At 72.9% G+C, this 18,979-nt stretch carries 19 protein-coding genes; 16 read left to right on the forward strand and 3 right to left on the reverse strand.

Features of this window, described 5'->3' with window-relative positions:
• Window positions 1-35: 35 nt before the first annotated feature.
• Both hemW and ACIQWA_RS17930 read left to right on the forward strand, forming a co-directional pair.
• A complete protein-coding gene (hemW, locus tag ACIQWA_RS17925) occupies window positions 36-1,265 on the forward strand; it encodes a radical SAM family heme chaperone HemW (protein ID WP_402483530.1) in 1,230 nt (409 codons plus the stop codon).
• A gap of 21 nt (window positions 1,266-1,286) precedes the next feature.
• The gene (locus ACIQWA_RS17930) at window positions 1,287-1,832 is read left to right on the forward strand and encodes a Uma2 family endonuclease (protein WP_402483533.1); all 546 of its coding nucleotides are present in this window, start codon (window positions 1,287-1,289) and stop codon (window positions 1,830-1,832) included.
• Here the strand turns inward: ACIQWA_RS17930 and ACIQWA_RS17935 are convergent.
• Genes ACIQWA_RS17935 through htpX form a run of 3 tightly spaced genes read right to left on the reverse strand, consistent with a single transcriptional unit; the run spans window position 1,823 to window position 4,230 of the window.
• Window positions 1,823-2,656, reverse strand: coding sequence for a DUF3097 domain-containing protein (locus tag ACIQWA_RS17935; protein ID WP_402483536.1), 834 nt, complete (start codon window positions 2,654-2,656; stop codon window positions 1,823-1,825). The genes ACIQWA_RS17930 and ACIQWA_RS17935 overlap by 10 nt on opposite strands.
• A gap of 23 nt (window positions 2,657-2,679) precedes the next feature.
• Window positions 2,680-3,264, reverse strand: coding sequence for a hypothetical protein (locus tag ACIQWA_RS17940; RefSeq protein WP_360228784.1), 585 nt, complete (start codon window positions 3,262-3,264; stop codon window positions 2,680-2,682).
• Between the two features lie 45 nt (window positions 3,265-3,309).
• On the reverse strand, window positions 3,310-4,230 hold the full coding sequence (gene htpX, locus ACIQWA_RS17945) for a zinc metalloprotease HtpX (RefSeq protein WP_360228781.1): 921 nt from the start codon (window positions 4,228-4,230) through the stop codon (window positions 3,310-3,312).
• Between the two features lie 267 nt (window positions 4,231-4,497).
• Between htpX and hrcA the strand changes: the two genes are divergently transcribed.
• The 14 genes from hrcA to ACIQWA_RS18015 all read left to right on the forward strand — a co-directional run bounded on the left by hrcA (window position 4,498) and on the right by ACIQWA_RS18015 (window position 18,963).
• Window positions 4,498-5,532, forward strand: coding sequence for a heat-inducible transcriptional repressor HrcA (hrcA, locus tag ACIQWA_RS17950; protein ID WP_360228778.1), 1,035 nt, complete (start codon window positions 4,498-4,500; stop codon window positions 5,530-5,532).
• A 78-nt stretch (window positions 5,533-5,610) separates the two neighbouring features.
• Window positions 5,611-6,753 carry a molecular chaperone DnaJ gene (gene dnaJ / locus ACIQWA_RS17955; RefSeq protein WP_360228775.1) on the forward strand — a complete coding sequence of 381 codons (1,143 nt, stop codon included), beginning with the start codon at window positions 5,611-5,613 and terminating at the stop codon, window positions 6,751-6,753.
• Window positions 6,754-6,847: 94 nt separating this feature from the next.
• Complete coding sequence (locus ACIQWA_RS17960; protein ID WP_402483539.1) at window positions 6,848-7,597, forward strand: 16S rRNA (uracil(1498)-N(3))-methyltransferase; 750 nt, start codon at window positions 6,848-6,850, stop codon at window positions 7,595-7,597.
• 82 nt (window positions 7,598-7,679) lie between these two features.
• On the forward strand, window positions 7,680-10,928 hold the full coding sequence (locus ACIQWA_RS17965; RefSeq protein WP_402483541.1) for a S41 family peptidase: 3,249 nt from the start codon (window positions 7,680-7,682) through the stop codon (window positions 10,926-10,928).
• 128 nt (window positions 10,929-11,056) lie between these two features.
• Window positions 11,057-11,824: an RDD family protein gene (locus ACIQWA_RS17970; protein ID WP_402483544.1), complete on the forward strand. Its 768-nt coding sequence runs from the start codon at window positions 11,057-11,059 to the stop codon at window positions 11,822-11,824.
• Window positions 11,825-11,879: 55 nt separating this feature from the next.
• Window positions 11,880-12,233: a histidine triad nucleotide-binding protein gene (locus ACIQWA_RS17975; protein ID WP_360228763.1), complete on the forward strand. Its 354-nt coding sequence runs from the start codon at window positions 11,880-11,882 to the stop codon at window positions 12,231-12,233.
• 6 nt (window positions 12,234-12,239) lie between these two features.
• On the forward strand, window positions 12,240-13,163 hold the full coding sequence (locus tag ACIQWA_RS17980; RefSeq protein ID WP_402483547.1) for a ribonuclease Z: 924 nt from the start codon (window positions 12,240-12,242) through the stop codon (window positions 13,161-13,163).
• A 301-nt stretch (window positions 13,164-13,464) separates the two neighbouring features.
• Window positions 13,465-15,570 (forward strand): PhoH family protein, encoded by a 2,106-nt coding sequence (locus ACIQWA_RS17985; protein ID WP_402483852.1) that lies wholly within the window; start codon window positions 13,465-13,467, stop codon window positions 15,568-15,570.
• 14 nt (window positions 15,571-15,584) lie between these two features.
• Window positions 15,585-16,079, forward strand: coding sequence for an rRNA maturation RNase YbeY (gene ybeY, locus ACIQWA_RS17990; protein ID WP_030061268.1), 495 nt, complete (start codon window positions 15,585-15,587; stop codon window positions 16,077-16,079).
• Between the two features lie 19 nt (window positions 16,080-16,098).
• Window positions 16,099-17,421 carry a hemolysin family protein gene (locus ACIQWA_RS17995; RefSeq protein WP_402483550.1) on the forward strand — a complete coding sequence of 441 codons (1,323 nt, stop codon included), beginning with the start codon at window positions 16,099-16,101 and terminating at the stop codon, window positions 17,419-17,421.
• A gap of 33 nt (window positions 17,422-17,454) precedes the next feature.
• A complete protein-coding gene (locus tag ACIQWA_RS18000) occupies window positions 17,455-17,691 on the forward strand; it encodes a hypothetical protein (RefSeq protein ID WP_360228754.1) in 237 nt (78 codons plus the stop codon).
• 51 nt (window positions 17,692-17,742) lie between these two features.
• On the forward strand, window positions 17,743-18,294 hold the full coding sequence (locus tag ACIQWA_RS18005; protein WP_360228751.1) for a DUF4383 domain-containing protein: 552 nt from the start codon (window positions 17,743-17,745) through the stop codon (window positions 18,292-18,294).
• Window positions 18,295-18,350: 56 nt separating this feature from the next.
• A complete protein-coding gene (locus ACIQWA_RS18010; protein WP_360228748.1) occupies window positions 18,351-18,704 on the forward strand; it encodes a cytidine deaminase in 354 nt (117 codons plus the stop codon).
• 100 nt (window positions 18,705-18,804) lie between these two features.
• A complete protein-coding gene (locus ACIQWA_RS18015) occupies window positions 18,805-18,963 on the forward strand; it encodes a hypothetical protein (RefSeq protein WP_380401729.1) in 159 nt (52 codons plus the stop codon).
• Window positions 18,964-18,979: the final 16 nt, after the last annotated feature.

The raw sequence follows: 18,979 nt of genomic DNA on the forward strand, positions 1-18,979 counted from the left end.
ACGAGTTCGGGTGAGTCGTACGGGACAATGGGGTCATGCCCTCCGCACTCCCCGACGGCGAACCGGTGCCGTCCGACGGTTCCCTGCCCGCGCACGCCCTCACCGGGCTGGGCGACCGGCCGTTCGGCTTCTACCTGCACGTCCCGTACTGCGCCAGCCGCTGCGGCTACTGCGACTTCAACACCTACACCGCCACCGAGCTGCGCTCCTCCGGGGCCGTCGCCTCGCAGGAGACCTACGCGGACAACGTGGTCGCCGAGATCCGGCTGGCCCGTCGCATCCTCGGGGACGTCGACCTGCCGGTGCAGACCGTCTTCCTCGGCGGCGGCACCCCGACCCTGCTGCCCGCCCGCGACCTGGTGAGGATGCTGGCCGCGCTGCGCGAGGAGTTCGGGCTCGCCCCGGGCGCCGAGGTCACCACCGAGGCCAACCCCGAGTCCGTCGACCCGGCGTACCTCGCCGAACTGCGCGAGGGCGGCTACAACCGGATCTCCTTCGGCATGCAGAGCGCCCGCCCGCACGTCCTGCGGCTGCTCGACCGCCACCACACCCCCGGCCGCCCCGAGGCCTGCGTGGCCGAGGCCCGCGCGGCCGGCTTCGACCACGTCAACCTCGACCTGATCTACGGCACCCCCGGCGAGTCCGACGACGACTGGCGGGCCTCCCTGGACGCCGCGATCGGCGCCGGGCCCGACCACGTCTCCGCGTACTCCCTGATCGTCGAGGACGGCACCAAGCTGGCCGCCCGGGTCAAGCGCGGCGAACTGCCGATGATCGACGACGACGTGCACGCCGACCGCTACCTCATCGCCGAGCAGGCGCTCAGCGCGGCCGGCTACTCCTGGTACGAGGTCTCCAACTGGGCCACCACCCCCGAGGGGCGCTGCCGGCACAACGAGCTCTACTGGACCGGCGCCGACTGGTGGGGGGCCGGCCCCGGCGCCCACAGCCACGTCGGCGGCGTCCGCTGGTGGAACGCCAAGCACCCCGCCGCCTACGCCCAGGCCCTTGCCGAGGGCCGCACCCCGGCCCTGGGCCGCGAGGTGCTGTCGGAGGAGGACCGCCGGGTCGAGCGCATCCTGCTGGAACTGCGCCTGGCCGACGGCATCCCCCTGGACCTGCTGGCCGAGGCGGGCCGCCGGGCCGCCGCCAAGGCCCTTGCCGACGGCCTCCTCGCCGAGACGGCCTACGAGCAGGGCCGCGCCGCCCTGACCCTCCAGGGGCGGCTCCTGGCGGACGCCGTCGTGCGTGACCTGGTGGACTGACCGGGGACCTATCGTGTTCGCGTGACTACTTCAAGTACGCGGGTGCAGAGGGTCCTTGAGCGGCTCGAAATCCCGGAAGGTGTTCGTGTCGAGATCATCTTCGGGGAGATCCTGCTGTCTCCGAGCTCCGACCTGGCGACCAACCTCATCGTCGCGTCCCTGCTCGACCAGATCCCCTACGGGAAATGGCATGGCTTGACGAAGCAGAGCCTCTCCTTCCCGGGTGACGTCGGTGAGCCGCAACCGGACCTGGTTGTGTTCGAGCGCGGGCCCGTTGAGGAGTTGCCCGCAGCCGCGGTCACTCTGGTGGTCGAAGTGGTCACGAAGCCCAGCGCGCTCCGTGACCACCGAACCAAGCGGGAGCTCTATGCCCAGGGTGGGATTCCCGCGTATCTGATCGTTGACCCGCTCAAGGCCGTCTGTGTGCTGCTGACCGAGCCGACCCGGGCGAGTGTCTCCGGACTGCCGGACTACACGGTGATGCGGACCGTCAAGTTCGGCGAGCCCATTCCGGTGGATCTGCTGGACGTCACGCTCGACACCTCGGAGTTCCAGGCCTACTCCTGACCCGGCAGGGCGGTGAAGTCGATCAACTCCTCGACCTTGGCCAGGAGTTCCGGCTCCAGGTCCTTGTAGGAATTGACCTTCGACAGGATGTGCTTCCAGGCGGCCGGGGTGTCCACCGGCCAGCCGAGGCGGCGGCAGGTGCCCTCCTTCCAGTCCTCGCCGCGGGGGACGGCGGGCCAGCCGGGGATGCCGACGCTGGAGGGCTTCACGGCCTGCCAGATGTCGATGTAGGGGTGGCCGACGACCAGCACCGACTCGCCGGTGACCTGGGCGGCGATCCGGTGCTCCTTCGTCCCCGGGAGCAGGTGGTCGACCAGGACGCCGAGGCGGCGGCCGGGGCCGGGGGCGAAGTCGGCGACGATCGCCGGGAGGTCGTCGATGCCCTGGAGGTACTCGACGACGACGCCCTCGATGCGCAGGTCGTCGCCCCAGACCCGCTCGACCAGTTCGGCGTCGTGCCGGCCCTCGACGTAGATCCGGGACTCCCGGGCGACCCGGGCCCGGGCGCCGGGCACGGCGAGGGAGCCGGAGGCGGTGCGGGCCGGGGTGCGCGGCGCGGCGGGCGCGGCCGGGCGCACCAGGGTGACCACCCTGCCCTCCAGCAGGAAGCCGCGCGGCACCAGCGGGAAGACCCGCTGCTTGCCGAAGCGGTCCTCCAGGGTGACGGTGAACCCCTCCGCGGTCCGCTCGCAGCGCACCACCGCCCCGCAGTAGCCGGTGGCCGCCTCCTCGACCACCAGGTCCCGCTCGGCCGGCACCTCGGGTGCGGGCTGCTGCTTCTTCCACGGCGGGGTGAGGTCCGGTCCGTACTGGTGGCTGCGCATGGGGCGATTTTACGGACGGGGTGTCAGAGGCCCGGCGCGCCCCAGACCGGGAACCAGCGGCTGAGGTCCTTCTCCAGCCGCAGGTCGTTCCCCAGCATCGCGTTCACCTGGAGCTCCAGCGGGCTGTTGCGCCGCTCGCCGCCGCCGGGCATCGGGGCGAAGGGGTAGAAGGTGCCGCGCTTGTAGAGGTAGACCAGGGCCAGCGACTGGCCCTCGGCGTTGCGGAAGACGACCAGGGAGCAGAGCAGCTGCGGGCCGAAGCCGTTCGCCTCCAGCTCGCTGTTGACCGCGTGCAGGTCGTTGACCAGCTCCGGGAGTTCCTCGGGGGTGTGCCGGGTGAGCAGCCAGGAGTAGCCGTAGCCGTCCTTGGAGGCCTCCACCGGGACGCCGCCGCGTTCGGTGTCCGCGTCCAGCAGGGCCCGGACCTGCTGCTCCACCTGGACGAAGGCGGCGCCCTCGACGGCCGCGAAGCAGACCGAACCGAGCCCGGTGGGGAGGAACCCGGCCCCGGCCTCCAGGGTGAGCGCGGCGGACGGCAGGCCGAACAGCTGGTCGAGGTCGGGCTTGACGGGCTTGGTGCGGCCGAACAGGGCGTCCAGGAATCCCACGGCGGTCCTCTCGGGCGGGTCGGGGCGGGGCAGGTCGGTAGGGGGTCAGCGGCCGAGCTGCTCGGAGATCTTCGCCAGCTGGGCCAGCCGCTTCTCCAGCGTCGGGTGGGTGGAGAGCAGCTGGGAGGCGGTCTCCCTGGCGCTCAGCGCGGGGGCGAAGTAGAAGGCGTTGTAGGGCTGGGCCTTGCGCAGGTCCTCGGTGGGGATGGCGGCGATCTGCCCGGTGACCTTGGTGAGCGCCGAGGCGAGGGCGCTGGGCCGGCCGGTGAGCTGGGCGGCGGCCCGGTCGGCGGCCAGTTCGCGGTAGCGGGACAGCAGCCGGGTGAGCAGGAAGCTGATCGCGTAGACCACGATCGACACCAGCGGGATGACCAGCGCCGCGATGGCCGCGTTCTGGTCGTTGCTGTTGCGGTTGCCGCCCATGAACCCGCCGTACATCGCGACCCGGGTCATCGCCCCGGCGAGCACGCCGAGGAAGCCGGCGATGGTCATCACCGCGACGTCCCGGTGGGCGACGTGCGACAGCTCGTGCGCCAGGACGCCCTCCAGCTCCTCGGGTTCCAGTCGGCGCAGCAGTCCGGTGGTGACGCACACCACGGCGTTCTGCGGGTTGCGGCCGGTGGCGAAGGCGTTCGGCATGTCGTTGTCGGCGACCGCCACGCGGGGCTTGGGCATGTCGGCCAGGGCGCAGAGCCGGTCGATGGTGCCGTGCAGCTGGGGGTACTGCTCCTCGGTCACCTGGTGGGCGCCCATGGCCCGCTCGGTGATCTTGTCGCTGAACCAGAACTGGGCCACGAACAGCCCGCCGGAGATCAGCACGATCAGCGGCCAGGCCCCGCGCAGCAGCGCGATCAGCAGGCCCGTGAAACCGACGTACAGCAGCCCGATCACGAACATCGTCCCGACCATGCGGCTGGTCAGGCCGCGGTCGGGCGCGAAACGGGTGTGCTGGCCCGAGCTCGACATCGCTTGCTCCTCCGTTCGCCGTCGCTTTCGATGCTGCCACCCGGACGGCCCCGGGGCACCACCCGTGCACGCGGAGTGTCGCGGTGGCCGTCCGGAACTGCGGGCAGGATCACCCCGGCCGGGCCGTTCCTGCGGTACGACCCGGGCCGTACACTGGCAGGTACGGTTTTGGCACTCGTGCATGCAGAGTGCCAGGGTCGGGGCCCTCCCCGGAGCGGCTCGCAGCATCACAGACGGACAACGTGCGAAGACGGAGGTGCGTGCCCCATGGCCGGAGAGGTCCGCCAGCTGGACGACCGCAAGCTCGCCGTGCTGCGCGCGATCGTCCAGGACTACGTGGGCACCGAGGAGCCGGTCGGTTCCAAGGCCCTGGTGGAGCGGCACAACCTCGGGGTGTCCCCGGCCACCGTGCGCAACGACATGGCGGCGCTGGAGGAGGAGGGGTACATCCACCAGCCGCACACCAGCGCCGGGCGGATCCCCACCGACAAGGGCTACCGGCTGTTCGTCGACAAGCTCGCCGAGATCAAGCCGATGAGCTCCCCGGAGCGCCGGGCGATCCGGCACTTCCTGGACGGCGCCGTCGACCTGGACGACGTGGTCACCCGTACGGTGCGGCTGCTCGCCCAGTTGACCCGCCAGGTCGCCGTGGTGCAGTACCCCTCGCTGACCCGCTCCACCGTCCGGCACATCGAGCTGGTGGCGCTGGCCCCGGCCAAGGTGATGCTGGTGCTGATCACCAACACCGGCCGGGTCGAACAGCGGATGGTCGACTGCCCGGGCACGGTCGGCGAGACGGTCCTGGCGGACCTGCGCTCGCGGATCAACACCCGGGCGGCCGGGCAGCGGCTGCCGGACGTCCCTGGGCTCCTGGAGGAGCTCCCGGCGGCCTTCGAGGCGGCCGACCGGCCGACCGTCAGCACGGTCCTGGCGACGCTGTTCGAGGCGCTCGCCGAGCAGAACGAGGAACGGATCATGCTGGCCGGCACCGCCAACCTGACCCGCTTCGGGCACGACTTCCCGCTCACCATCCAGCCGGTGCTGGAGGCCCTGGAGGAGCAGGTCGTCCTGCTCCGCCTCCTGGGTGAGACCACGGACGCCGCGATGACGGTCCGGATCGGGCGGGAGAACGCCTACGAAGGGCTGAATTCCACCTCGGTCGTTTCGGTCGGCTACGGTTCGGGCGACGAGAGTGTGGCCAAACTGGGTGTGATCGGTCCGACCCGGATGGACTACCCGGGCACAATGGGGGCGGTGCGGGCGGTGGCACGGTACGTGGGCCAGATCCTGGCCGAGTCGTAGCACACCGCCGGCCGTTGGATTCGCAACGGCCGGCGTCCAGTCGCAGCACTACTACAGGCGGAACAAGCGGAGCATTTGGTGGCCACGGACTACTACGCGGTACTCGGCGTCCGACGGGATGCGGGGCAGGACGAGATCAAGAAGGCGTTCCGGCGCCTGGCACGCGAACTGCACCCGGACGTCAACCCGGACCCGAAGACGCAGGAGCGGTTCAAGGAGATCAACGCCGCCTACGAGGTGCTCTCCGACCCGCAGAAGCGCCAGGTCTACGACCTGGGCGGCGACCCGCTGTCGCCGGGCGGCGGCGGTGGCGCGGGCGGCTTCGGCGCCGGCGCGGCGGGCTTCGGCTTCTCCGACATCATGGACGCCTTCTTCGGCGCCGCGGCCGGCCAGCGCGGCCCGCGCTCGCGCACCCGCCGCGGCCAGGACGCCATGATCCGGCTGGAGATCACCCTGGAGGAGGCCGCCTTCGGCACCACCAAGGAACTCCAGGTCGACACCGCCGTCACCTGCACCACCTGCAACGGCGAGGGCGCGGCCCCCGGCACCTCGGCCCAGACCTGCGACATGTGTCGCGGCAAGGGCGAGGTGTCCCAGGTCACCCGCTCGTTCCTGGGCCAGGTCATGACCTCCCGCCCGTGCCCGCAGTGCCAGGGCTTCGGCACCGTGGTGCCGACCCCCTGCCCCGAGTGCGCCGGCGACGGCCGGGTGCGGGCCCGCCGCACCCTGACCGTGAAGATCCCGGCCGGTGTGGACAACGGCACCCGGATCCAGCTGGCCGGCGAGGGCGAGGTCGGCCCCGGCGGCGGCCCGTCCGGCGACCTGTACGTCGAGATCGCCGAGACCACCCACGCGGTCTTCCAGCGGCGCGGGGACGACCTGCACTGCACCGTCACCATCCCAATGACGGCGGCCGCGCTCGGCACCCAGGTGCCGCTGCAGACCCTGGACGGGCTGGAGGAGGTCGACATCCGGCCCGGCACCCAGTCCGGCCAGTCGATCCCGCTGCACGGCCGGGGCATCACCCACCTGCGCGGCGGCGGCCGGGGCGACCTGATAGTGCACGTCGAGGTGCAGACGCCCACCAAGCTCGACGCCGAGCAGGAGGAGCTGCTGCGCCGGCTCTCGCTGCTGCGCGGCGAGGAGCGGCCGTCCGGCCAGTTCGCGCCGGGCCAGCAGGGCCTGTTCTCGCGCCTGAAGGACGCCTTCAACGGCCGGTAGTCGTCCGTGCAGGGGTGCCGGGGGGAGGACCCCCGGCACCCCTGCGGTGTTTCCCCTCCCCGGCCGCAGGCCACCCCAGGAAAGGTTCCCCGCCATGACCGCGCCCGTCTTCGTCGTCGAGACCGAGCGGATCGCCGCCGCCGCGCCCGGGGCCGTACTGCGGCTCGACGGGCCCGAGGGGCGGCACGCGGCGGCGGTGAAGCGGCTGGCGGCCGGCGAGGCGGTCACCCTGGCGGACGGGCTGGGGCTGGGCGTGGACGGCATCGTCGCCGCGGTGCTCGGCAAGGACGCGATCGAGGTCACGGTGGCCGCCGTGCGGCGGGAGCCGGAGCCGGCGCCGCGGATCGTGGTCGTCCAGGCGCTGCCCAAGGGCGACCGCGGCGAGCTGGCCGTGGAGACCATGACCGAGGTCGGCGTGGACGTGGTGGTGCCCTGGGCCGCCTCGCGCTGCATCACCCAGTGGAAGGGCGAGCGCGGCGCCAAGGCGCTCGCCAAGTGGCGGGCCACCGCCCGGGAGGCGGGCAAGCAGTCCCGCCGGCTGCGCTTCCCCGAGGTGCGCGAGCCGATGACCACCCGGCAGCTGGCACCGCTGCTGGCCGGGGCCGCGCTCGCCGCGGTGCTGCACGAGGAGGGCGCCGAGCCGCTGGCGCAGGCCGCGCTGCCGGCCGACGGGGACATCGTGCTGGTGGTCGGCCCGGAGGGCGGGGTCTCCCCGGAGGAGCTGGCCGCCTTCGCCGAGGCCGGCGCCAAGCCGTACCGGCTGGGCCCCTCGGTGCTGCGCACCTCGACCGCCGGGGTGGCGGCGGGGGCGCTGCTGCTGGGGCGCACCGGCCGCTGGGCCTGACCCCGCCGGCAACTCCCGTGCGCCCGCCGGGAGTCTGCGGAAAACGGAGCGGCTCGTACCCGAAGCTGCCTACGCTGGCGGCGTGACGGACTCCCTGAGCACCTCCGCGGGCGCCTATCTGCGCCACCCCCATCTGCACGGTGACCTGGTCGCCTTCGTCGCCGAGGACGACCTGTGGCTCGCCCCGCTGGACGGCGGCCGGGCCTGGCGCCTGACGGCCGATCACCTGCCGGTGCAGCACCCCAGGTTCTCCCCGGACGGGCGGCACATCGCCTTCACCTCCACCCGGGACGGCGCCCCCGAGGTGCACGTGGTGCCGGTGGACGGCGGACCGTCGCGGCGGCTGACGTACTGGGGCAACGCCGAGACCCGGGTGCAGGGTTGGACCGCCGACGGACGCCCGATCGCCACCACCGGCGCGGGCGAGTCCGGCGTGCGCCGCTGCTGGGCGCACGCCGTGCCGCTGGACGGCGGCGAGGCGGTGCGGCTGCCGTACGGGCCGGTCGGCGGGCTCGCCTTCGAGCCGGCCGGCGACCGGGTGCTGCTGGTGACCGTCAACAACCGCGAGCCGGCCTGGTGGAAGCGCTACCGGGGCGGCCGGGCCGGCAAGTTGTGGATCGGGCAGGACCGGTTCGTCCGGATCCACCAGGAGCTGGCCGGGCAGCTCGACTCCCCGCTCTGGGTGGCCGGGGACGGCGACGGCCGGATCGCCTTCCTGTCCGACCACGAGGGCGTCGGCGAGCTGTGGTCCAGCCGCCCGGACGGCTCCGACCTGCGCCGCCACAGCACCGACCCGGACGGCTTCTACGCCCGCAACGCCACCACCGACGGCACCCGGGTGGTCTTCCACCGGGCCGGCGACCTGTGGCTGCTGGACGACCTGGAGACCGCCACCCCGCGCCGGCTGGACGTCCGTCCGGCCGGCTCGCGGGCCCGCCGCCGCCCCCACCCGGTGCACGCCGCGCACTGGCTGGAGTCCGTCGCCCCGGACCGCACCGGCCGGGCCGGCGCCGTGGTGGTGCGCGGCAGCGTGCACTGGCTGACCCACCGCGAGGGCCCGGCCCGGGTGCTGGACGAGACCCCGGGCGTGCGCGCCCGGCTGGCCCGGGTGGTGCCGGGCGAGGACGGCGCCCAGGGCGTGCTCTGGGTGTCCGACGCCGAGGGCGAGGACGCCCTGGAGTACGCCCCCGCCGTGCACGACCCCGAGCGGCGCCGGCTGGCCGCCGGACGACTGGGCCGGGTCAACTCGCTGGTGGTCTCCCCGGACGGCAGGCGGGCCGCGGTCGGCGTGCACGACGGCCGGGTGCTGGTGGTCGGCCTGGCCGACGGCGCCGTGCACGAGCTGGAGCGCAGCACCGACGGCGAGGTCAGCGGACTGGTGTTCAGCCCGGACTCGGCCTGGCTGGCCTGGTCGCGCCCGGTGCACCGGATGGGCCCCTACTCGCTGCGCCAGATCGTGCTGGCCGACCTGGCCACCCGCACCGTCGGGGAGGTCACCTCGCAGCGATTCCTGGACACCTCGCCCGCCTTCACCGCGGACGGCCGCTACCTGGCCTTCCTGTCGGTGCGCAGCTTCGACCCGGTCTACGACGCCCACGCCTTCGGCCTGTCCTTCCCGAACGGCTGCCGCCCCTACCTGGTGACGCTCGCCGCCGAGACGCCGTCCCCGTTCGGCCCGCAGCGGTCCGGGCGGGCGCCCGGCGGGGAGGAGGACGAGCCCGGGGCCCGCACGGCGGACGGCGAGGAGGCCGCGGGCGGGGCGGCGCCGGCCGTCCGGGTGGACCTGGACGGCATCGCCGACCGGATCGTCCCCTTCCCGGTCGAGGGCGGCCGCTTCCACGCGCTGCGCGCCGCCAAGGACGGGGTGCTGTGGACCAGGGCGCCGCTGCTCGGCGAACTCGGCGACGAGGCGGCCTCGTTGGACGACGACCGGCCCCGCCCGGTGCTGGAGCGCTTCGACCTCAGGAAGCGCCGGGTCGAGCAACTGGTGCACGGCGTCGACGGGTTCTCGGTCAGCGGGGACGGCACCCGGCTGGCCGTGCTGGACGGGGGCGAGCTGCGGATCGTCCCGGCCGACCGCAAGGCCGGCGGCGAGGACGACGAGACCGCCGTCGACCTCACCCGGCTGCGGGTGACCGTCGACCCGGCCGCCGAGTGGCGGCAGATGTACGCCGAGAACGGCCGGCTGATGCGGGACAACTTCTGGCGCCCCGACCTCGGCGGCGTCGACTGGGCCGGGATCCTGGAGCGCTACCGGCCGCTGGTCGAGCGGGTCGGCTCGCACGACGAACTGGTCGACCTGCTCTGGGAGGTGAACGGCGAACTCGGCACCTCGCACGCCTACGTCGTCCCGTACGGCCGCTACACCGAGCCCGCCCGGCGCCAGGGCCTGCTCGGCGCCGACCTGGTCCGGGACGGCGAGCAGTGGCGGATCGGCCGGATCCTGCCCGGCGAGTCCTCCGACCCCCGGGCCCGCTCGCCGCTGGCCGCGCCCGGCGCTGCGGTCCGCCCGGGCGACGCCGTGCTCGCCGTCAACGGCCGCCCGGTCGACCCGGTCACCGGCCCGGCCCCGCTGCTGGCGGGCACCGCCGGGCAGCCGGTCGAGCTGACCGTGGCCGGCAAGGACGGCACCGACCGGCGCCACCCCGTGGTCGTCCCGCTCGCCGACGAGGAGGCGCTGCGCTACCACGACTGGGTGGCCGGCCGGCGGGCGAAGGCGCGGGAGCTGTCCGGCGGCCGGCTCGGCTACCTGCACATCCCCGACATGCAGACGGCCGGCTGGGCGCAGCTGCACCGCGACCTCTCCACCGAGATGGCCAAGGAGGGCCTGATCGTGGACGTCCGGGAGAACCGCGGCGGCCACACCTCGCAGCTGGTGATAGAGAAGCTGGCCCGGCGGATCGTCGGCTGGTACGCGATCCGGGACACCGAGGGCCGGGTGCCCTACCCGATGGACGCCCCGCGCGGGCCGGTGGTCGCGATCGCCAACGAACTGTCCGGCTCCGACGGCGACATCGTCAACGCCGCCATCCAGGCGCTCGGCATCGGCCCGGTGGTCGGCACCCGGACCTGGGGCGGGGTGATCGGCATCGACAGCCGGTACCAGCTGGTCGACGGCACCCTGGTCACCCAGCCCAAGTACGCGATGTGGATGGAGAACTACGGCTGGGGCCTGGAGAACCACGGCGTCGACCCGGACGTCGAGGTGCCGTTCGCCCCGCACCACTGGGCGGCCGGCGAGGACCCGCAGCTGGCCGAGGCGGTGCGGATCGCCCTCGACACCCTGGCCGCCACCCCGGCCCGCACGGCGCCGCCGCTGCCCTGGGTGTAGCCGGCGCGGGGCCCTTCGGGGCGCGGGGGTCCGGCGCGGCCGGGCTCCCGCGCCGGGGCGTGGGTAGGATGCGGGGCTGTTCTTGATCACGATCATGATCTGGTCGACGGCTCACGGGGGAGCACACCATGGCGCAGGGCTATCCGCCGCCGCAGTACCCGCAGCAGCAGTACCCGCAGAACCAGCCGTACCCGCAGCAGCAGTACCCGCAGAGCGGCCCGGGGCCGAACCCGTACGGCCAGGGTCCGTACCCGCAGCCCCCGCAGCCGTACCCGCAGCAGCCCCAGCCCTACGGGCAGCCCCAGCCGTACCCGCAGGCCCAACCGCCGTACGGGCAGGCCCCGTACCCGCAGGCGCAGCAGCAGCCCTACCCGCAGCAGCAGAACCACCAGCAGCCGCCGCCCGCGCTGCCGCCGTGCCCCCCGGAGGCGGGCGGCTTCCGGCGCTTTCTGGCGATCGTGCTGGACTTCGCCCTCGCACTGAGCCTCGGTTTCTCCGCCGCCGTCGCCTCCGACGAGGCCGCGGGCCGCACCAAGCCGGTCGCGGCCGCGGCCGGCCACGCCGTCCAGCACGCGAGCGGCACGGTGGTGCAGTTCTGGGCGGCCTTCCTGGGCGTCGGCCTGCTCGCCTCGTTCCTCAACCAGGTGGTGCTCGCCCGGCTGACCGGTTTCAGCGTGGGCAAGGGGATCCTGGCGATGCGGGTGGTGCGCCGCAAGCGGGTGATGCGCCCCAACACCTGGCGGCTGACCAGGCGTTGGCTGCTCGGCTTCGTCTTCCTGGCGGTGGCCTTCCTGTCCGAGGACTTCGACCTCGAGGAGGGGGACGTGGTCGGCATGCGCTCGGTGCGCTGGAAGCACCTGAGGGAGTACCGGCAGGCGGTCGGGCGGCTCGGCTAGGCTGCGCCCGTACGGCCCGTGCAACGTGATCGACGACCGAACCGAGGAGATTCCGATGGCCGGCGAGCCGCAGTCCGACTGTGTGTTCTGCAAGATCGTGTCGGGCGAGATCCCGGCGACCGTGCTGCGCAAGACCGAGCGCGTCCTCGCCTTCCGCGACATCGCCCCCAAGGCCCCCGTGCACGTCCTGGTGATCCCGCACGTCCACTACCCCAACGCCGCGGCGCTGGGCGCCGCCGAGCCCGAGATCGCCGGCGAACTGCTGGCCGAGGCGGGCGCGGTGGCGCGGGACGAGGGCGTCGAGGACTACCGGCTGATCTTCAACACCGGTGCGGGCGCCGGGCAGACCGTGTTCCACGCCCACGTGCACGTGCTCGGCGGGATGCCGATGAACGAGAGCATGGTCTGATCCCAGGTGTCCCAGCGCGAACTCGTCGTCCTCGGCACCGCCAGCCAGGTGCCCACCCGGCACCGCAACCACAACGGCTACCTGCTCCGCTGGGACGGCGAGGGCCTGCTGTTCGACCCCGGCGAGGGCACCCAGCGCCAGATGCTGCACGCCGGGGTCTCGGCCACCCAGATCACCCGGATCGCGGTGACCCACTTCCACGGCGACCACTGCCTGGGCCTCGCCGGGGTGATCCAGCGGATCAACCTTGACCGGGTCCCGCACCCGGTGGACGTCTACTTCCCGGCCTCCGGGGAGGTCTACTTCGAGCGGCTGCGGCACGCCACCGCGTACCACGAGACCGCCGTGCTGCGGCCGCGGCCGATCGACGAACCCGGCCCGCTGCCCGCGCCCGGCGCCCGCTTCGCGCTGGACGCCGTCCGGCTGGACCACCCGGTGGAGTCCTTCGGCTACCGGCTGTCCGAGCCGGACGGCCGCCGGCTGGTGCCCGAGCGGCTCGCCGCGGCCGGCGTGCGCGGCCCGGCCGTGGGCCGGCTCCAGCACGAGGGCGCGGTCGAGGTGGACGGCCGCACCGTCACCCTGGACGAGGTCAGCGAGCACCGGCGGGGCCAGCGCTTCGCCTTCGTGATGGACACCCGGCTCTGCGAGGGGGTGCACCGACTGGCCGAGGGGGCCGACCTGTTGGTGGTCGAGGCGACCTTCACCGACGCCGACGCCCACCTCGCCGAGGACCACGGCCACCTCACCGCCGGCCAGGCCGCCAAGGTCGCCGCCGAGGCCGGGGTACGCACCCTGGTGCTGACCCACTTCTCCCAGCGCTACCCGGACCTGGGCCAGCACCTGGCCGACGCCCGCAAGCACTTCGACGGGGAGCTGGTGCTCGCCGAGGACCTCGCCCGCGTGCCCGTCCCCGCCCGCCGTCACCCGTGAACGGCGCGGCGCCGGCGGTGGACGCTGCGCGGGCTCCCCGCGAAAAGGGCTCGCGCCGCCCCGCGATCTGCCGCAGCATCGTCGGGTGCGGCCCCGCCGCCCGCCGCGGCGATCACGCTCGCGGCGTACCCTGGTGCCCCGGAGAGACCGAGCGGCACACGAGACCACGGATGGGATGAGGCAGGCCCAGCGCCGACCCATGAGTGACACATCGCAGACCCGTACCGACGGACAGTCGCGCCCCGAACCGACCGACGACGGCCGGGTGAGCGCCCGGATCGTCATCCCCGAGAAGCATCCGATGGTCACCCTGCTCGGCACGGCGGACTCGCTGCTGCGCGTGATCGAGCAGGGGTTCCCCGCCGCCGACATCCACGTCCGCGGCAACGAGGTGACCGCCACCGGGGAGCGCGCCGAGGTCGCCCTCGTGCAGAAGCTGTTCAACGAGATGATGCTGGTGCTGCGCACCGGCCAGCCCCTGACGGAGGACTCCGTGGAGCGCTCCATCGCCATGCTCCGCGAGGAGGACCCGGACAGCCCGGCGCCGTCCCAGGTGTTCACGGCGAACATCCTGTCCAACCGCGGCCGCACGATCCGCCCCAAGACGCTCAACCAGCAGCGCTACGTCGACGCGATCGACAAGCACACGATCGTCTTCGGCCTCGGCCCGGCCGGCACCGGCAAGACCTACCTGGCGATGGCCAAGGCCGTCCAGGCCCTCCAGGCCAAGGAGGTCAACCGGATCATCCTGACCCGCCCGGCGGTCGAGGCGGGCGAGCGGCTGGGCTTCCTGCCCGGCACCCTCTACGAGAAGATCGACCCCTACCTGCGCCCGCTGTACGACGCGCTGCACGACATGATGGACCCGGACTCCATCCCGCGCCTGATGGCGGCCGGCACCATCGAGGTCGCCCCGCTCGCATACATGCGCGGCCGCGCGCAACCGGTCTTCACCAAGGTGCTCACGCCGGACGGCTGGCGTCCGATCGGCGACCTCCAGGTCGGCGACCTCGTCACCGGGTCGAACGGCGAGCCGACGCCCGTGCTGGGTGTGTACCCGCAGGGCGAGAAGGACATCTACCGTGTCACGGCTCAGGACGGGGCATCGACGCTCTGCTGCGGAGAGCACCTGTGGACGGTCCGGACAGCGGCGGACCGCCGCCGGAACAAGCCCTGGAGGGTTCTCGAAACCCGGGAGATGATCGGGAACCTCCGGGCCGCCCACGCACGGCGGTACGAGTTGCCGCTGCTCAGCGGGCCGGTCCGCTTTCCGGAGCAGGACGTACCCATGGACCCGTACGCCTTGGGTCTGCTGCTCGGTGACGGCTGCCTCACCGGCTCCACGACGCCCTCGTTCGCCACTGAGGACCCCGAGCTCGCCTCCGCCCTGGAGGCGGCACTGCCAGGGATCGAGGTCCGGTCGAAGGGCGGAGTCGACTACACGCTGAGCCGGGTGAAGGCGCCGGGCGACCTGATGACCCTCGCTAACCCGGTCACCGAGGTCCTTCGGGAGCTGGACCTCCTGGGCGGCAGGTCGTCGTCGAAGTTCGTACCCGAGGTCTACCTCCGCAACTCCCCGGCGATCCGCTTGGCCGTCCTCCAGGGACTGCTGGACGCGGATGGTGGGCCAGTGACACAGGCCGGTCGAACCTGTCGGGTCCAGTACACGACCACCTCGATCCTGTTGCGCGACGACGTGATCGAACTGGTCCGGTCCCTCGGCGGGGTGGCCTACACCCGGCGCAGGCTGGCGGAAGGCCGGAAGCCGGGCCGTGCGCGGGGCCGCGACGTCCACCACCGCCGCGATGCCCACGTCGTCGACATCCGCCTTCCCGAAGGGGTCGAACCCTTCAGGCTCCGGCGCAAGGCGGAGAAGTACCTCACCGCCGGCGGCGGAGGTCGGCCGATGCGGCACATCGACCTCATCGAGCCCGCCGGGCGCGAGGAAGCCGTCTGCATCCAGGTCGCGGCGGCCGATTCGCTCTACGTGACCGAGGGCCACCTACTGACACACAACACCCTGAACGACGCCTTCATCATCCTGGACGAGGCCCAGAACACCTCGCCCGAGCAGATGAAGATGTTCCTCACCCGCCTCGGGTTCAACTCCCGGGTGGTGGTCACCGGCGACACCAGCCAGATCGACCTCCCGGGCGGCACCCGCAGCGGGCTCAAGGTCGTCCAGGAGATCCTGGCCGACGTCCCGGACATCCACTTCTCCGTCCTCACCAGCACCGACGTGGTCCGCCACAAGCTGGTCGGCCGGATCGTGGACGCCTACGAGCGCTGGGACGCGCTGCAGGAGGCCGAGGAGAACTCCCCGGCCGCCCGCAAGCCCGCCCAGCGGCGCCCCGGCAAGACCGCCGCGGCGCGCGCACCCCGACAGTCCCATCGCACCGAAAGCTGAGCACACAGCCCGTCATGTCGATCGACATCGCCAACGAGTCCGGTTGGGACGCCGACGAGGAAGCCATCCTCGACGTCGCCCGCTTCGCCCTGGACAAGATGCGGATCCACCCGCAGTCCGAACTGTCCGTGATCCTGGTGGACGGTGCGGCGATGGAGGAGCTGCACATCCAGTGGATGGACCTGCCCGGACCGACCGACGTGATGTCGTTCCCGATGGACGAGCTGCGTCCCGGCAAGGAGGGCGAGGAGCTGCCGCAGGGCCTGCTCGGCGACATCGTGCTCTGCCCCGAGGTCGCCGAGCAGCAGGGCAAGGCGGCCCCCTCCAAGCACTCGATGGACGAGGAGCTCCAACTGCTCACCGTCCACGGCGTGCTGCACGTCCTCGGCTACGACCACGAGGAGCCGGAGGAGGAGGAAGAGATGTTCGCCCTCCAGAAGCGGATCCTGGACGACTGGCGGGCGGGCCGGGGCCTCGGCGGCATCTCCCCGGCTCCCACCACCCACTGAGCGCGGGGCCCGAACTCCCGTGAGTGGTGAGAGTACGAGCTTCATCCTCGGTGCCGTGGCCCTGGTCGTGCTGGGCTGGCTGGCCGCGTGCGCCGAGGCGGGCGTCTCCCGGGTCTCCCGGTTCCGGGCCGAGGAGGCCGTGCGCAACGGCCGGCGCGGCTCCGCGCGGCTGCTGGCCGTCGCCTCCGACCCGTTCCGCTACCTCAACCTGGCCACCCTGATCCGGGTGGCCAGCGAGATGGCGGCCGCGGTGCTGGTCACCGCGGTGTGCGTGCGCAACATCCACCCGACCTGGCAGGCCGTGCTGCTGGCCTTCGGCGTGATGGTGCTGGTGTCCTTCGTCGCGGTGGGCGTCTCGCCGCGCACGATCGGGCGCCAGCACCCGATCTCCACCGCGACCGCGGCCTCCTTCGTGCTGCTGCCGCTGGCCGCGGTGCTCGGTCCCATCCCGCGGCTGCTGATCCTGCTGGGCAACGCGCTGACCCCGGGCAAGGGGTACCGGGAGGGGCCGTTCGCCTCCGAGGCCGAGCTGCGGGCGCTGGTCGACCTCGCCGAGAAGGACGACCTGATCGAGGACGAGGAGCGCCGGATGGTGCACTCGGTCTTCGAACTGGGCGACACCATCGTGCGCGAGGTGATGGTGCCGCGCACCGACCTGGTGATGATCGAGCGGCACAAGACCGTCCGGCAGGCGCTCACCCTGGCGCTGCGCTCGGGCTTCTCGCGGATCCCGGTGGTCGGCGACAACGAGGACGACGTGGTCGGCATCGTCTACCTCAAGGACCTGGTGCGCCGCACCCACATCAACCGGGAGGCGGAGGCCGAGGAGGTCGGCGCGGTGATGCGCCCGGCCGTGTTCGTCCCGGACTCCAAGCCGGCCGGCGACCTGCTGCGGGAGATGCAGCAGCGCCGCTCGCACGTCGCGATCGTGATCGACGAGTACGGCGGCACGGCGGGCCTGGTCACCATCGAGGACGTCCTGGAGGAGATCGTCGGCGAGATCACCGACGAGTACGACCGGGAGATCGCGCCGGTCGAGGACCTCGGCGACGGCTCGTACCGGATCACCGCCCGGCTGCTGGTGGAGGACCTGGGCGAGCTGTTCGGGATCGAGCTGGAGGACGAGGACGTCGAGACCGTCGGCGGCCTGCTGGCCAAGCACCTGGGCCGGGTGCCGATCCCCGGCTCGGCCTGCGAGATCCCGCTGCCCGAGCCGGCCGCGGACGGCCTGACCGGCATCCTGCTGACCGCCGAGTCCTCGGCCGGGCGCCGCAACCGGATCGGTTCGATGGTGGCCTCGCCGGTGCGCGGGTCGGAGACGGTGCGGGCCGCGGGCGAGTAGCGGGTGGGCGGTCGCCGCGCGACCATGGAGGGCATGACGCACAAACTTCGCGCGGAGTACGGCCCGCAGGGGGCGGCCGGCGGAGTCAAGTCCTGGCACGTGGTGCGGGACGAGGACCCGTCGACCGCGCTCTGCGGCCGGACCATGCCCGCCGACGCCGAGACCCGGCCCGAGCAGGAGTGGGGCACCGGGCTGCGCTGCTGCCAGCAGTGCGGCTCGCTCTACATGCACGAGACGCCGCACATGCAGGGGAGCCATCCCTACAGCTAGCCGTGCCCTTCGGCCGTGCTTGTCGGCCTGGGCCGAGCTCTGGAGGTCGCCATGAAGCTGCAAGACGAACTGCCGACCGTCGATCGACGGCTCGCCCTGGTGTGGCGGGTCGGGGCGGGGCTCGGGGGGATCTTCCTGATCGTGTTCGGGATCCTGGGGCTGACCGACCATCCCGGCTTCCTGGCCACCCACGGTGACCGGATCGCCGGGCTGTCGACCAACGGGGCGCTGAGCATCCTGTCCATCGTGGCGGGGGCGGTCCTGCTGGCCGGAGCGGTGATCGGCGGGAACTTCGCGTCCAACCTCAACATGGTGGTCGGCGTGCTGTTCGTCCTGTCCGGCTTCTACGGGCTGACGGTGCTCGGCCGGCCGGACGCGAACATCCTCAACTTCCGGATGTCGAACGTGCTGTTCGCGTTCGTCTTCGGGGTCGTCGTGACCACATTCGGGATGTACGGCCGGGTGAGCAGCCACCTGCCGCACGACAACCCGTTCTGGCGCGAGCGGGCCTCGCACGAGGAGCCGCTGCCGTCCGGCGCCGCGAAGACCTTCGTCAAGGTGCTCAACCCCAACCCCGGCCGCACCCACCCGGTCGGCCACTGAGGTGTGACGGTGACTCGCCCGCCCGGGCGGGGGAGCGGCCGCCTATGCTCGGCGGCATGAGTGACATCGTCGAACTCGACCCCGAGGACAAGAAGATCATCACCCTGGCCCGCTCGGCCCGCGCCCGCAACGGCGTGGCCGAGGGGGCCGCGGTGCGTGACGAGACCGGCCGCACCTACGTGGCCGGCACGGTCGCGCTGGAGTCGCTGCGGCTGAGCGCGCTGCAGACGGCGGTGGCGATGGCGGTGGCCAGCGGTGCGAAGTCGCTGGAGGCCGCCGCCGTGGTGAGCGAGGCCGAGCAGCCCGCCGAGGCCGACCTGGCGGCCGTGCGGGACCTGGGCGGGGCCGGTACGCCGGTGCTGCTGGCCGGGCCGGACGGGACGCTGCGGGTGGCGGCCGAGGCCCGCTGAGCGGCCTCCGGCGGCCCGTCGGGGCAGGTGCGACGGGCCGCACCCCCGGTATTCAGCAGATAATCTCACCGGAGGGGTGGACTCGGTGAGGGGCTGGGGCATGGGGGCGTTGGCGTTCGTCGCCGGGCTGGTGCTGTTCGTGATGGGCATGGGCAAGTGGCAGGAGACCGGCACGGTCTACTGGCTCTGGGGCTCACTCGCCTTCCTGCTCCTGTTGGTGGTGTTCTCGCTGGTCGGACGGGGCGGCGGCAAGGGCTGACCGTCCCCGACGGACC

The sequence above is a fragment of the Kitasatospora sp. NPDC098652 genome (assembly GCF_044760155.1).
Taxonomy (GTDB): domain Bacteria; phylum Actinomycetota; class Actinomycetes; order Streptomycetales; family Streptomycetaceae; genus Kitasatospora.